The organism is Ancylomarina sp. 16SWW S1-10-2 (assembly GCF_009669305.1).
Taxonomy (GTDB): domain Bacteria; phylum Bacteroidota; class Bacteroidia; order Bacteroidales; family Marinifilaceae; genus Ancylomarina.
The window spans coordinates 68869-84471 of record NZ_SADB01000014.1 but is presented as its reverse complement, the minus strand read 5'-3'; the positions used below and the strand labels follow the sequence as shown (position 1 = coordinate 84471).

Genomic DNA, 15603 nt, shown 5'->3' with positions numbered 1-15603 from the left:
AGATTTTCGTTTTCCTTTATTTTAATTAAAATACCAAACCAATAGTTATAAGTGCTTTTACTAGTTTATTTGAATGAATAAATTCTGTTCTGCCTGGTTTCTCATTACAACAACATGAATTTTCCCAAGTTTTTGATATTTTTTTGTGATTTTTAGAAAGTCAAGCGAGCTTTTTATTTTCACTCCTTCTACCTCTAAAATAACATCGCGTTTTTTCAAACCATTTCCTTTTACTGCAGGACTGTGCTTCCAAACGCTCAATAGAATCACGCCTTCGGGCATATTTAATCCGTAAGCTGACTGTTCAGCTTCCGTATCTACACTTTTTATATTGTTTCTTAGCCAAGCAACTACAGGACTACTCTTCCCATTACTAATCGAAGAATCTTTTAATACCGGAACTTCAGGCGTTTTAGCAATCGCTTTATAAGCTGGTTTTTGAACTCCAAATTGATCCATTGGAAAATTCACAAAGCCAAGTTTAAGAGCTGGTGAATTTTCAGCAACTATAAAATCTAAATGTTCAGGATTTTTGAATAAAGGATCACCAAAAGCACTGTTCATATCACGATCGTAAATCTGAGATTTCAGCATCGATTCTTCGTTAGGAAACAAGTTATAATCAAGCTCTTTTCCCCAACCAAGTAGACCAACATCTTGATAAGCATCTCCAACAATGTTCTTTTTAAATACATCTTCGCTATTGGCAAACCAAACATGAGGATGCAAGGAATTGTTGACGATAATATTGTTCTCAACCACGCGATAGAAACCTTCTCTTAGTTTTATTCCTCTGTTCAAACATAAATTATTATAGATGTGATAATTGGTAGAACCATCATCCAAATCGATATCCCAACCATGATCGCAACGAAAACGATTATTTCTAATAATAGTAGTGTGAATTGCATCCCACTTTGGCATATTTGGATTTGCCGTGGTCATACTATCCATTACATGACGTTTTGGATGCCAAAAACGATCTCTTCCCCATGAGTTGAAAGAACCATGATCTCCCGATTCCAATACGGTATTAAATACATCGTTGTATTCCAAAATATGTCCGCCCCAAGTTCCATCGCCAATATTGATACCTGCACGGGGAACATCGTAAATACTATTGTGACGAACTGTAATATCCATTGCCATGGATATCTGAACTCCAGCCGTTTGCTTCTCTATTCTACCTATTCTGTGAATCAGATTGTTTTCAGCAATACATTCTCGTGGATACAACTCGTTTTGTGGACCGGAAATGGTATCCATTTTATCTAAAGCAACAAATTGTCCATATTGAAAAGCCGGAGAACGAACTGCCGAAGCATCACCTACAAAGCAAATGGCACTTGCTCCACAGTCGTGAATATGATTCCCAGCAATTTTTAATCCTTTATTGTAAGCACTCGCAAAAATTACGTTTCCACCTAAGTTGGTGAATTCACAATCTTCTATCGAACAATTTTCAGTTCCCTCAAAAAATACAGCACCTCCTCGGTAAATAGTCCAATCGCTTCTTAATAAAGGTTCATATTCCTCCATAAAAGTGCGTTGCGTATGCTCAAACTTAATTCCCTGAATAGTAATATTTTTAACTGGATTTTCTAAGCTTCCTTTTATCTCTATTAATGATTTAAGCACAGAAGCTTCGAAATTTAGCTTTTGAATATCCATACCTTTCTGAGGCCAATAGTACAATTTATGTTTTTCACGATCTAAATACCATTCGCCTGCACTATCCAACTCTTCGAACACATTCTCGACCATTCGATATTCTGTATGCGGTGCCGAAGGTCGATTGTTCTGTTGTCCTCCTTCTAAAATAGCAGTTCCATCAGCATTTACGCCAGTAATTCGGAAATGAAAGCCACCCCATTTCCCTTTGTGCATCGTATTAAAATAAGCACCTATGGGATTTTTCCACGAAGCAATTCTTTTGATAGATATCGCATCTTTGGCATAGCCTTGCCACATGCCCCCATCCTCATTATAATTCGGATAACGTGCTAATATTTGTACTTTTCCATCAGCAATGAGTTGATCGAAATCAAGATTTTCTGCGATAGTAGCTTCGTATACATTTTCATTCAATGACTTCCATTTCAAATCTAAAGGAACAGAACCTTTAATACTCACTTTATCGCTTCCTGCACCAATAATGGATGTACCATTTAATTCTGGAGTAATTACAAGTGGTGATTTTAGATTGTACTCTCCTGGGTGAACAATTATTTCGATTAAAGCAGAAGAATCTTCTTTTTTCACTTGTTTCGCTTGCTGCCAAGCTTTATCCAATAATGCAACAGACTCTTCACTTTGCAGAGTAGAATCGACAACGATTCTTATTACTTTAGGCTTACAAGCACTAAAAAATAAAAAAATACAACCCATTAGCAATAAAAATAGCTTTCTCATTTTGGTTCAATTTGTGTTTTTATTATGATATCTTAACAAGTTGCAAACATTACACTTACTCTAAAAACGAAAATAACTATAATGAGCCATCAGGAATAGGGAATCCATGCCAAACAATATAAAATTTGTGGCAATAGCGTTCTAATGTCTTATATCCAATCATACAAAGTTCTTTTTTCAGATGTAACACCAAATACCTAGGTATAAACTGTTCCCTCTATTATTTAATAAATGCCGGTTCACCTTGAATTGACTCAATTACATTAAGTGCTTTATTGACCTCCGTTTCTGATCCTCTTATTAGAATAGACACAGCTCCTTCTGCACCTCCAATTCCACCTGAGCCATAATGAAGCGCCTCAACATCAGCAAATTGCTTTATCGCTTCTATTTCAGTAAATAATTCACCTTTAACACTCCATAGCCAAGGTGTTTTTCGCTTGATATTTTCATGATCTATTTTACTATACTCCCCAATGATATTAAGATCTTGCGATGATTCTTTTTCCAATCCTACCGGAATAATATAACGAAGCTTCTTTTCTTGAATAATCGGGTACAAATTACCAATGGTTCCTCCTGTTGGATGACCTATCATGATAGCCGCTTGTCCTTTGCTATGATTAATGATATTGGCTCCCTTCATTACAATGTCACCCTCTTCCATCTCAGGCAAAATTTCTTTGTAAGAAATATCTTGAATCGCTCCATTAACAAAAACCATTTCATTACGTTTTTTGCTTCTATCTACCTTTTTTGTGGATTTAGCTGGACTTATATATCCCAATACATATTCACCATTGGTAAGAGAATCATGTATCAACTCTTCGGCAACATAAGTATTGGTTGTACCTTTAGCCAGAATTAATTTCCCATGTTTCATGCATTCTATAACAGGTGGATAAATAGCTAGCCCTTTCGCGATTAAACGCTTGCTTTCAGCTACCGTTAACGATACCCAAGTTTGATGTGTTCCTGACTTTAAATCATAAGCTTTGTCGGCCGTTCCTTCTACTTGGGCTACACCAACAACTCCATCTTGCGATTTTAAAAAATCGTACTTATTTATTTTAACAATCAGTATAAGTAGGGCTATTGCCAGAATAATATTTAAAATTCTATCGCTCTTCATTATTTATGATGTAATAAAAGATTTATAACTATTAATATCCTAAAGCACAATCTATTTCTATTTTCGAATCCAATCCAAAATAAAACCTGTAGGACAAAAAAACCTGCACCAGACTTTTGGAATGAAAATAGAAATAATTAAAAATATGGATGCAAAACCTATAGACCAATAGCTAAGCTTTGTTAATGAAAATGCAGAAAATGGTTCAATCAAAGTTAAATCAAAGGAATAACCTGTCCATAAGAAGAGTAGCAACACAATAAATAATCTTTCACGTAAAAGTTGAAGAAACCGAGCACTTTTCGATGTAATTTGCAACTTTTTAGAACAAGCTTTTCCGCATAATTCCTGGGCTGCACCAAACGGACAAACCCAACTACAGTAAAAAGCTTTTCCAAAAATAATTGGGATGATAATTGATAAAACAATTACAATCAGCATAACAAACTGAATCTGCCAATTAAAACCTCCTGACAACCAATTAATAAATTGAACAAAAGATATAAGTCGCCCAAGCCAAAACCCAAATACGACTACAGTGAGTATCTGCAAAATTGTTCGATACTTCATTAATTTCTTTGGATAAAAACATGCGAAAACTAGAACCATTAACAAAGCAAGCGATACGACATTTTCAACAGTCCAAAATTTAAATGGAATTGAAAGCAATTGTTCTGAAGCTGAGTTTTGTACACCAGCGATAATTGCCTGACTGCTAATGGTTGCTCCTGCTATCGCATCAACAGCAGTATTCATAACCTGATTTCGAGCGACTCCGTTCCATTGGGTTAAAATCCCCTTCTTCACAGCATCAGCGAGATATTCATCACTTTCATAATTTTCACCCAATATAATACCGCAAATCACATTATCTACATCAACAAAAGTTATTACAGGTACTCGACCTCCATAGCCAAGCTCGCCTCTATATGCATAGGCATAACCTACAAGATTATTGGAAGCATCCGAAAGAGTAAACTGCTGATCATTATCCTTTTCAACAGCACTAACATTTGGCAAAATAGATTGACAGTCGGTCGCCTTAAGGTCAATCGTAAAATTCTTATCTGTATCACCTTTTAAACCGACCCCAAATAATTGTCCTCGCCATGCAGCTACAGATAAAAGTAGGAGGACAATAATTACAAGGTTTGTAATTGATTTAAGAATATTATTTAAGCTTTTCACTTTCATTATCTATACTTTCCTCAAAAGACGAACAAGATTATTCCTTTTTAAAATATTTACTAGGCTATTACTTGATTCTTATTTTAATGGAATCACCATATTCCATGTTCTTGTTCCATTTCCAAAACCACCGGATCCATTCATAGTCGCAAAAAACAGATGTGTAGGTTTTCCATCCTCTACCAAAACAAAAGGTCTTTCTAGTTGCCCCTGTTTTATTGTTTTTCCATTATCCCATTTCACTATTTTGGTATATGCTTTTGGATTTTTATCTACAAACCAATTAATTCCATCTTTTGAATGTGCCAGCAAACCATCGCCTGCAACACCAGTAATTTGCCCACGCTGATCTTTTGCAATCATGTGATAACCTTCATTATCGCTCCACAAGTGAGGATCTTCAATTTCCCCAAAATTATCTTTAGAAAATAGAGCTTGATCTCCCAATACAGTATATTTTCCATCGTAGGAAGGAGCTGTTGCAACACTCACGCTCATATCGCCTTTTGTGATTCCATCCTCATTATAATCTCGACTCTTGAAAATCAAGACCACGGAACCATCCTTCTTAATCAACGGTGAAGGATTAGAGGTTAAAAAGCTATAAAAGGAATTCGGTTTTACATCTAGAATAGGCTGATCAGATCGTTTCCAAGGTCCATTAGGACTTTTAGAAGTAGCAATGCCGATTCGTTTTCGCCAGCGAGCGGCAATGCACCATTTACTATCCAAAGTAAGCTCATCGGCATTCTGTTCTGTGATGTCCTCGAAAGGATGAGTAGAACCCATATAGTAAAGAATATATTCTCCCTTGTAGCGAACAATTTTTGGGTTATGACAAGACCTTCCATCCCAAAACTGTGAACCTCTTGCACCTAAAGCAACATCAACGAAAGTGTAAGGACCTTCGGGCGTATGGGAAACTGCGTGAACAATTTCAGAACCAATCATCCAGCCAGGATGAAAAGGCAGATATTTCGGCCAACGCGAAGCATACATATGATAGTTGCCATCATCCCCTTTAATAACAGAACTTCCCCAAACCCAGTAATTTTTCATTTGAAAACCACCATTAACGGGAGCTTCTGCAAATTCACCAACTACTTTGTTCTGACCACTACAAAATGTACTTAAGAAAATTAAGATTGATGTTATGAGTGTTTTCATTCTATAATTGGTTGATAAATTAAAGCACCTACCCTCTCGTTTCATAGAAATAAGAAAGCAGATGCTTTTTAATGCTTGCTTAGAATGAAATTACAACATTTCATTCTTTATTCTTATTGCGCTAGTTCAAGCTTGATTACTGTAGCAATGGTATCAGGAGCAACTTTAGGCCCAACAACAACAATACTACTTTCACCAGACTGTTTAATTTCAAGTTCTTTTCCTGCATCGGTTAGTAGACTTGCCTTTTTCACTTTCAACTTTCCATCAATTTTGATTTGTCCATCTTCAGGCCAATCAAACACATGTGCATAAACAACACCTTCTTTTCTAGTGTATCTTCCCCATTCAGGACGATTAACAGGACTAGCTTTTGCTCCGTAAATTGCTTCTCCATTTACTTTTGTCCATTCTCCAATTGCTTTCAAACGTTCCACACTCTCTGGTGGAAATAAGCCTTTAGAATCAGGACCAACATTCAATAAAAAATTTCCTCCTTTTGATACAATATCTACTAAATGTTGAATTAACACTTTATTACTCTTCCAATGCTTATCGGAAGGTTTGTATCCCCATGAACCATTCATAGTCATGCATGCTTCCCAGTCGGTATCGATACCTGTTGCAGGAATTTCTTGTTCTGGAGTACCAAAATCGCCAGCAAACTCACCATCTTGATCCATTCCATCCATTCCCGTTCTTCCTTTATCAACACGATTATTTACAATGGTATTGGGTTGAATCTCCCGAATGGTTTTGTATAAATCTTTTCCCATTTCGGTAGTATAATCGGCAATCCAATCTCCATCGAACCACACAACACCTATATCACCATAGTTGGTAAGTAATTCTTTTACCATTGGCTTTAAGTAGTTCTCGTAGTATTTTGGAAATTCGGGATTAACAACAGTTTGATCTTTTTGACCCGCATTGTAGTTTGGATACAAAGGAGCCTGTGCTTGTGGATGATGCCAATCGACAATAGAATGATAAATACAGAATTTAATTCCTCCTTTTTTACAAGCTTCAGAAAGTTCCTTTACAATATCACGTTTAAATGGGGAAGCCTCCATAATATCATAATCGGTAATTTTAGAGTCCCATAAACAAAATCCATCGTGATGTTTTGTTGTTAAAACAATATATTTCATGCCTGCATCTTTAGCCATGGCAACCCATGAATCAGCATCGAATTCAGTAGGATTAAACTTTGCAGTCACTTCTTTTTCGTAATCCTCAATTGTATAATCAAGCTTGTCCATTGCCCACTCTGCACCTCCACCACAAATTTTACCATTACGCTCACCACCAGGAACAGAATAAGCACCCCAGTGAATAAACATACCAAATCTGGCATCGAGCCACCATTCCATACGCTCATCATCAGATAGTTTTTTTACTTCTTTAACTTTGGGTTTACAACCAAAACTAATTAAGAGTAATGCGATTAACATGCATTGCATGATTCGACTCACAAGTGTTTGATTCTGTATCTTCATAATCTGGTTTTATTTCTTACTTTATGATCTTAAAATATATTCACCCTACCATGCGGATTTAAAACATCCTTGTAAAATGATCTCTTGAATTTCTTCCTGTACTAATTCTGAATGAATGATTCTGCGTTCTGTATGCCATTCACTTATTATGTACACTATTTAAAAGCTTGTGATAAAAGTTTTTTTTCCCAGCATAAATGTATTGTAGTTAATCTTTAGTTGTAAATACAGATGTGGGCAACCCTTCTTTATTATATAAGTTAGCCCCTTCAGGATTAGAAGACCAAGCATATCTCACTTCCACTGGTTTTGAAATCTCTTCATGCCAAACCTCTACTTTATTTTTGTTCGTAATTTCTGCTTTTGCCCATTTCCACAGCTTGTCAGCACCACAAATTTGGAAACATTTTAAGGGTTCATTTACCTCAATAGCTGGTTCCAAGAGATGCTTTTTACCCGTCATTAAGCCAGAACCAACGTGATCAAAAGTAATGATAAGCCTGTTGCCTTTTACTTTTGAATGTTTATACAAGGGGCCACTGTACACAAGATTTTTTCCATAAGCCTGACTCAAAGCCCATAATGAAAGTCTTTTCCCTACATCTATTTTATTTTTAGGATGAACATCTTTTGCTTCGCCAATATCGTTTAACACTACCATGCCAGAGTTGGGTATCAGATCCAAAGCACGTCGCATTTGATTCTGTACAATAACCCAACCATCCACCTCTTCCATGGGTTGCTCTATTGGATCTTTATAATTTGCCAACTGACAGAAGTCAAAATGAAAATCTTTCTGATTCCAAGTTTCGCGCCAAGCCTTTACCATGGCAGTAAGACGCATGGCATATTGCTCCGGAAGATTCTGTCCATTACTTTCCCCTTGATACCAAATAGCACCTTTAATGGCATAAGGAATTAAGGGATGAATCATTGCATTGTACAAAGTTGAAGCTGTTTGCTTATTCCTATCGGGATGTTCCTGTTTTCTTGGTTTGGGAGGTTCGCTTTCTCCCTTTTCTTTCGCTTTCTTAGCTTTTATTTCCCACTCTGTAAGTTGCTTTTGGTATGTACTATCAACCTTTTCCTGATCCCATGCACCCAGTTCTTCTTTATAGCTGTCCAGTTCTTTTTTATAAAAATTCTTGAGTATTGTATTACTTTGATAAGCCTGCATTGGTATCCATGGTTCTATTTTTGTTCCGCCAAGATTACAGGCTATAATCGCTACAGGAACGTCTAATTCGCGACGCAATTCACGACCAAAAAAATAACCTGTTGCACCAAATTCATGTACCGGTCCTTTTACAGCTTTAGACCAAGTACCTCTTCCCTCGTTTTTTTCTTCAAGAACGTTAATTTCCTTACCTACCCTAAATTGACGCAATAGAGTGTCGTTTGCAATATTCTCCTCATTCCTCAAATATTCAGCAATTGGTTCATATACAGGTTCGCGGGCTTCGTAGGTAAGCATTCTGAACGGTCGGTACATGTTTGATTGTCCTCCGGCGAGCCAAACCTCACCAACTAAAACATCTAAAATTTTAAATTCAGTGCCTACACCATTAAGTTTAGATGATATCGTCATAATACGCGATTCGGAAGAAGCTGTCATTGGCTCTAAATCAATCCGCCAATTTCCATTTGCATCCGCTTTTACAGTCTTACTTTGCCCTGCAAATGAAACCTCAATTATAGCATCTGTTTCTGTTATTCCCCATACGGGCACATTCTGATTACGTTGTAAAATCATTTGATCTGCAAAAATACTTGGCAAGGATAACTCAAATGCCTTACAGTTACTTGCTAGCATTATTCCAACTACAATTAAAACAATTCTATTCATAATGATCCTCTTATTTTTATATCAGCGTTGTGTGGCATTTTATTCAGCCTTATTTTGCATCCTGTTTTCTTTATCTATTTTTGGAGGCATCTTTGTCTGATTGGCTACAGTTATTAGCTTTGTATTCATTAACAATACCTTTGGCTAATTTTTCAGCTCCCTGAATATTTAAATGCACCTGATCTTTTAAGTCTGCTTCTGACGTTACATAATCTACACCATCAATAAGATACAAGTTGCTATATTTTTTTTGAAGCTTTTTTACAATTGAGCTTGTCCAATTTCGTAATGAATCGATGCGATTATCATCATTCTTTCTACCAACTACAGTAGTAGTAAAGGTCTGTAAAATACAATAGATATCTGTCTGTGGTAATTTAGTACATAGGCGACTTACTAGAGAATCATATTCGGGCATAACTTCTAACAGTGTTTTTTCTTGATTTACATCATTATACCCCCATAAAATAGTTATAAGACGAGGCGATACATCATTAAAGTTTCTCACTGTTTCATCTGAAATGCGCGAACCCCCAGTAGCCAAATTAACATGTCTGAATCCCAACGCATTAGCAACTTTATAGGGGTATGATTCAATTGTTCCTGGTTGTCCAACTCCATGTGTTATTGAGTTGCCTATAGCCATGTACAACGGTTTGTTTTCATCAGGTATATCATATAAAACAAAGTCGCTCGTTAATTCTAAGCCTAAAAACTTTACCCCTGAAAAGTTGGGCAAATAAACTTCCCACTCTGTAGTATCTTTGGCTGGGTTTGCAATGGTAAATTCCAAATCGAAAATATTATCATACGCCAATACGCCATTCTGAAAAACAGTAAATTTTTTCTTCCTGATTGAGCTGTTTTCTAAATTGGCAAATTTTAGTTTGACTATGGGGCTGTTTGTTTTGAAACTTATACTGACACCTGGTTGAGTTCTTGCTTTAGTCAAATCAATTGTACCATCCATTCCAAAATCAAAATAGTCCTTGGAGTAGCGATGCAACTCGGCTTGCGTTTCTGTTACAACCGAAAAAAGCACACCGTTATATGCAATTTTATCATTATTAGGGCGAATTAAATTTACATTGTCGTTTAACTCAGTTGTTACTTTTTTTCCAACTGAAGAAACATCTCCTTGCGCAAATGACTGGAGCGTAAACAGAATAGGCAGTATGTAAAAGCTATATTTAATAATTAATTTTTTCATGTTTAATACTTCAATTTTTTATATCAATTTAATGCTAATTCTAGAATCTTGAGTAATACCAAACGGTAAGTGTAAGAATAGCAGTCGGTTACCTAGAGCGTTCCAGTCGACAGGCTACAACTCTTGAATTTACGACTATCCTAGCTATTATTTTTATACATTATTAGCATTTGGTTATGTCTTAAAAACTTCAATAAATTAACCATAATATGCTCCGCCATTTTAAACTTATTCTAATCGGGATCTGTAATTTTTTAATTATTCCCCTGAAAGTGGGATTAAATGCAAAGCACGTAATTCCATAAGATCTCCCTCTGGAATACTGTCGGCGTGTATCTTAATCATTTGGTTTCCTGATGAAAGGCTCACACTTCCAAGCTCTTGTTTAATATAGTCTTTATCTCTAGATCTTCTTTCGTCCGATTGTGTTATGCCTGATAATGTTGTATTACCAGCCTCAACAATAAACTTATTTGATTGCTTGGATCTTTTATATTCGGCAACTACATTAAATTTACAGGCTTCAGTTAAATATACTGGCCATGTCATAGCTTGATTATTATCTTTCCAACTAGAAACACCGTTATTGGTTATTTTACCGTTTCCATATTTGAATTTACCACCAACAGCTATTCCATCGAAAGCACGAAGCATATTGTTTTGGTTTGTTGAAATTAAACGATGTGAATCGACATTCTCTGCATCATCAACATCAACAACTATTACACTGCTCGCTAAATCAAGTGCTTCCACTGGAACCTCAAATTGCAACGTTCTTTTATCTGTACGTTTATGTGATAGAGCAGTTTGATTTTTATCAGATAGAAGATATGCTTTATTCACCTTACCTAAACCCCCCCCTAATTGGAGAACACCGTTGGTAGGCCAATCGAACACCTGTAAGTAAAATGTATTTTTCTTTCGTGTAGATTCTCCCCATGCTTGTACTGGTAGTGTTGTACGCTCTGTACCACGAATACTCGTCTCATTTACATCCATCCACTTACCAATACCCTTAAGAATATCAACATCTATGGCATCAATTTCGCCATCACCTTTTGGTCCAATATTAAGCAACATATTTCCACCTCTGGCAACCGCTTTCACCAAAACTTGAACCAAAAATTCTGGTGTTTTATGACTATCATCGTTAGCATTATAACCATATGATTCATTAGTAGTAGGAATGGCTTCCCAGTCGCCTTCTTTTGTTGGAAAATCAACAGCACGGTCACCAGTGCTTGCATAATCGCCAAAATGCCCTGGTGCCGGTATTCCATCATAACCAGACACCACACGACTATTGATTACGATGCTTGGTTTGGCAGTTCGAGCAGCTTTTAAAATACGAAGGTTCTCTTCGGGTGGTAGTTTATGCGGAGTATCAAACCATAAGAAATCAGGATCATACTTATTAACGAGTTCAACCACTTGCGGTATTGATTTCTCATCAACATATGTACGTATTCGTGGAGCGATCTCTGGATGCACGTCAAACCACTTAGCATCTTTTTCAGTAAACAGGTGTCTGTCACCACCTGGATTTTCATAATCCCAATCATTACCCGAGCCATTAGGTTCTCCCCAGTCAAATGCATGTGAATAATAAAATCCAAATTTCAATCCATTTTTATCACAAGCAGCTTTTAGCTCCGCCATTGGGTCACGGCCAAATGGAGTGGCGTCTACAACATTGTAATCACTAGCATCCGAATCAAACATGGCAAAGCCATCATGATGTTTTGCTGTGATTATTACATATTTCATACCAGCGGCCTTGATAATTCTCGCCCACTCATCTGCATCAAACTTAATGGGATTAAAACTACCAACAACTTTTTCTCGGTATTCCTCACAAGGAATTTTTGCCATTCGTTGTATATGTTCTCCATAACCACCGTAGGCTTTTCCTTTCCAACTACTACCAAGCACAGAAGAAGCTCCCCAATGAATAAAACATCCAAAACGTGCATCACGCCAGGCTTCTATACGTTGTTCACGAGTTGCTTGAGCATCACGCCACCATTGTAGATCAGCACTACCTTCTGCTATATCCATCTGCAAACGAGGTTCAGGTGGTATAATTGGGGTATGGTTTTCTTGTTTGCTTTTGTTTGCTGTATTATTACATTGGACAAATACCGATACCATGGCAATGTAAATTACAAACATTAAGCTTGTTTTTAAAATGTTTTTCATTTGCATAATTTTATGGTTCTTTTTAACAAATGCTAACTTTCTTAGGTGAAACCTATCACCAAATCAAAAAAACAATATAAATTTCAATCAGAAATAACAATCGTTTTAAATATTTAATTAACTCCTGCAAATTAGCCATAAATAGACTCTAAGGAATCAAAAAATAATTCCAAAAAATAAGTCAAATGTTGTATTCTAAATGAAAGAAGCGGTATTGTTAGCTTGTGCAACAATACCGCTTCTTCCTATTATTCAGATACTTTAGCAAGTAATCCACCTATAAATGAACCATTATAAGCATATTTAATTGATAGTTAATTATTCACAAAAAAGTACCTAATACGGCACACATGTCCGATGCTCTGTTTATTTTTTTCTTCGCTAATACGAACCTTTAAAGTATGATTTTTATTGTCCAAATCGGTTGCTAAAGTATAGTACCAAGGCAAATGTAAATTCTTACTCCAACGGGTAAAAAGATCTTGTTTTTGCCAACTACCTCCATCAACACAGTATTCAATAATTCCCGCATCTGGTCCTGAAGCCACTGCAATACCAACAGTATTTCCTTCGAACGAAAATTTTAGTATCCCCGAATTTTGTTCTCCAACAAGCATAGGTACTTTGTTATAATTAGGCCTTGTTTTCTTTTTATCTGCTGGGATCCAATCTTCAACTATTTCCCAAGCTTTACCAAACCGTGCATTTTCAGCCAAAACTAACATGCCATTATCGTAATTAGCTAAATCGATAGGCTGAGGCAGTTTATAAATCGCTATTTTATCATCAGTATCAATGTGCCCCAAAAATGCATCGTCAAGAAATTGAAGCATAGAATGTGCATAAATCCCCTGTCCGAAAGGTGAAGGATGTAAATTTTTAAAATCATCTTCCCAGGTAAATTCACCTGCATCAATTCTATCGCTTACTTCTTTAGCCAAATTAATAGAAGGAAGATTATAATAACTAGCTATCTTTTCATGATTTTGAATCACCTGAGGTATTTTTCCGCTTCGATATGTTTCGATCTTATTCGGATCAACAAAATGCATCAACACAATATCCGCTTCTGGGTTTTCCTGTCTTACATGACGAACAATTCCTTCCATTGCTCTAGTCTGTTCCAAATCAGATCTTCCATTGCCGGCATCATTAACAGCTGCTTCTTCAAAAAGTAAGTCTACCGACCCTTTAGATAAAACATCGCGAACTAACCTAAAAGCTGCAGGTGTAGTTCCCATTGATGGAATTCCTGCTGCTACAAAATCAAACTCAGTATCGGGAAAACGAGTTTGAAGATAACTACAAATACTGTCACGCCAGCCTCTATTATGCGTAATTGAACCTCCTAAAAATGCAACTCTTCCTTTTTTATCACGCTTAAACTTCAGTAAACTATTGCGTATACCTCCTCTTATATTGTGATAATTTTTAGAAGGCAATAATTCTTTAGGCAAGTTTGTATTATAAATAATAAAATCGGCTCCCAACATAGGTGTCTCTATCGGAAAATGATGTCCTTGAAGTTTTTGTTTGCCCTTAGTACAAGGAATTATTGTAGCCGGACCGCCCAACTTTATGTATCGGTCAACGAGCTTAAATGTATTTTCAGTAGGAGGTACAACTTTATCTTGCAAACCGACCATGTGCATAATAGGAACTTTAGCCTTAGCTAAGTTTTGTAAGCTATCTAAAGGCTGATTAGCCCAAGCCTTAGCTTCTGCATCTGATTTAAACCCATATTCCTCTTTAAGTTTGATCCATGAGTTTTTACTTCCTTCGCTCAATCCAAAACCAGCGGGCCAAGTTTTAAAATCGCAAACAGGAGCTTCTGCATAAATACAATTTATCTTTTCAGGATTTTGTTTTGCCCACCCGTACACAAATAATCCTCCACGGCTTACTCCTTCAAGTGATACTTTTTCGGAAAGCCCATGCATTTGAGTCAAATATTCGTAAAAAGCATCCCAAAGCTCCATGGCTTTAGGACTACCAAAACGATTATTAGTATTCAAATAGGCAATATGAAATCCTTTACTTAAAAGAATACTATCCATTTCGGTATGCCAATCGGGAAAGCGAGCACGCCACACCCATGGATTACCTGCTAATGCCTTATTAGGTACAACAAGTCGGGCTTGTATTCTTTCATGCGAACCCAAAAAAGCTCCTCTTTTTTTAATTCTTCCAGCACCAGTATACATAGGATGAAACTGAAAATCGAATTTTCTAAATCCTTTCCATTTAGATTCTACCCCAAGATACTTTAATGATTTGTATTGAGACTGTTGCCCAGTAATTGATTTATAAATTAAAGCTGACATCTGTGCTGCACCTTCGGCATTTGGATGAATTTTATCTGGAAATAAGTTGGCTTTATTTAAAAATGGAGTTCTGAGATCAATCACATTCAATTCCATTTTTTTTGCCACGCGCTCTAAAATAGGAATAACTCCATTCACTAAAATGGAGTCATTTATTTTTTTAGATAATTTATCGGTAAAAGCAGGTACTGGTTTGCACAAATAGACTTTAGGATGCGATGGAAGCCCAGTAAATTCACTTATCAAATCGGTTAAATCCTCTTCCAATTCATTTTTGAACTTCCAGTTACGAGCCTTTGTATCATTTGTACCTAATTTGAAGATTACAATATCAGGATTGTAATCTTTTGCAGCCTCAAATGTTGCCTCTTTACTGTATGGATGATCACCTTTTTTAAGTATCGTTCTTGCAGACACACCAAAATTCTGCACCTCGTACCCCTCACCCAGCATATTACCAAGTACTACAGGATATGCATCTTTAATGCGATCTTTAATTCGAGCTCCAAAGGTTATACTGTTACCAACACATGCTACTTTGATTTTTTCTTGTGCATGAGATATTCCAGCAACGAATACAAAAAACAAGATCAATCCTATTACTATCTTTTTCATTTTTCAATTTA

At 36.4% G+C, this 15603-nt stretch carries 9 protein-coding genes; all 9 read right to left on the bottom strand.

Annotated features, from left to right (window positions below; translation table 11 throughout):
* Nucleotides 1–60: 60 nt before the first annotated feature.
* Entirely contained in the window at nt 61–2412 is a 2352-nt protein-coding gene (locus tag EMN46_RS12760) for a PDZ domain-containing protein (RefSeq protein WP_154201198.1), read from the bottom strand.
* A 220-nt stretch (nt 2413–2632) separates the two neighbouring features.
* On the bottom strand, nt 2633–3544 hold the full coding sequence (locus tag EMN46_RS12755) for a hypothetical protein (protein ID WP_154201197.1): 912 nt from the start codon (nt 3542–3544) through the stop codon (nt 2633–2635).
* A gap of 57 nt (nt 3545–3601) precedes the next feature.
* Nucleotides 3602–4738 (bottom strand): 4Fe-4S binding protein, encoded by a 1137-nt coding sequence (locus tag EMN46_RS12750; protein ID WP_154201196.1) that lies wholly within the window; start codon nt 4736–4738, stop codon nt 3602–3604.
* 72 nt (nt 4739–4810) lie between these two features.
* The gene (locus EMN46_RS12745) at nt 4811–5899 is read right to left on the bottom strand and encodes a glycoside hydrolase family protein (RefSeq protein WP_154201195.1); all 1089 of its coding nucleotides are present in this window, start codon (nt 5897–5899) and stop codon (nt 4811–4813) included.
* Nucleotides 5900–6012: 113 nt separating this feature from the next.
* On the bottom strand, nt 6013–7398 hold the full coding sequence (locus EMN46_RS12740) for an alpha-L-fucosidase (RefSeq protein ID WP_229130368.1): 1386 nt from the start codon (nt 7396–7398) through the stop codon (nt 6013–6015).
* Nucleotides 7399–7606: 208 nt separating this feature from the next.
* Nucleotides 7607–9244: a sialate O-acetylesterase gene (locus EMN46_RS12735; RefSeq protein WP_229130367.1), complete on the bottom strand. Its 1638-nt coding sequence runs from the start codon at nt 9242–9244 to the stop codon at nt 7607–7609.
* Between the two features lie 70 nt (nt 9245–9314).
* A complete protein-coding gene (locus tag EMN46_RS12730) occupies nt 9315–10454 on the bottom strand; it encodes an SGNH/GDSL hydrolase family protein (RefSeq protein ID WP_154201194.1) in 1140 nt (379 codons plus the stop codon).
* Nucleotides 10455–10712: 258 nt separating this feature from the next.
* Nucleotides 10713–12653 (bottom strand): alpha-L-fucosidase, encoded by a 1941-nt coding sequence (locus EMN46_RS12725; RefSeq protein ID WP_195715265.1) that lies wholly within the window; start codon nt 12651–12653, stop codon nt 10713–10715.
* 314 nt (nt 12654–12967) lie between these two features.
* Nucleotides 12968–15592 (bottom strand): GDSL-type esterase/lipase family protein, encoded by a 2625-nt coding sequence (locus tag EMN46_RS12720; RefSeq protein WP_154201192.1) that lies wholly within the window; start codon nt 15590–15592, stop codon nt 12968–12970.
* Nucleotides 15593–15603: the final 11 nt, after the last annotated feature.

Bases quoted from the DNA above. Each gene is read 5' to 3' on its own strand.
- EMN46_RS12735 (WP_229130367.1), bottom strand. From the start codon at position 9,244: ATGAATAGAATTGTTTTAATTGTAGTTGGAATAATGCTAGCAAGTAAC.
- EMN46_RS12750 (WP_154201196.1), bottom strand. From the start codon at position 4,738: ATGAAAGTGAAAAGCTTAAATAATATTCTTAAATCAATTACAAACCTT.
- EMN46_RS12720 (WP_154201192.1), bottom strand. From the start codon at position 15,592: ATGAAAAAGATAGTAATAGGATTGATCTTGTTTTTTGTATTCGTTGCT.
- EMN46_RS12760 (WP_154201198.1), bottom strand. From the start codon at position 2,412: ATGAGAAAGCTATTTTTATTGCTAATGGGTTGTATTTTTTTATTTTTT.
- EMN46_RS12730 (WP_154201194.1), bottom strand. From the start codon at position 10,454: ATGAAAAAATTAATTATTAAATATAGCTTTTACATACTGCCTATTCTG.
- EMN46_RS12725 (WP_195715265.1), bottom strand. From the start codon at position 12,653: ATGAAAAACATTTTAAAAACAAGCTTAATGTTTGTAATTTACATTGCC.
- EMN46_RS12740 (WP_229130368.1), bottom strand. From the start codon at position 7,398: ATGAAGATACAGAATCAAACACTTGTGAGTCGAATCATGCAATGCATG.
- EMN46_RS12755 (WP_154201197.1), bottom strand. From the start codon at position 3,544: ATGAAGAGCGATAGAATTTTAAATATTATTCTGGCAATAGCCCTACTT.
- EMN46_RS12745 (WP_154201195.1), bottom strand. From the start codon at position 5,899: ATGAAAACACTCATAACATCAATCTTAATTTTCTTAAGTACATTTTGT.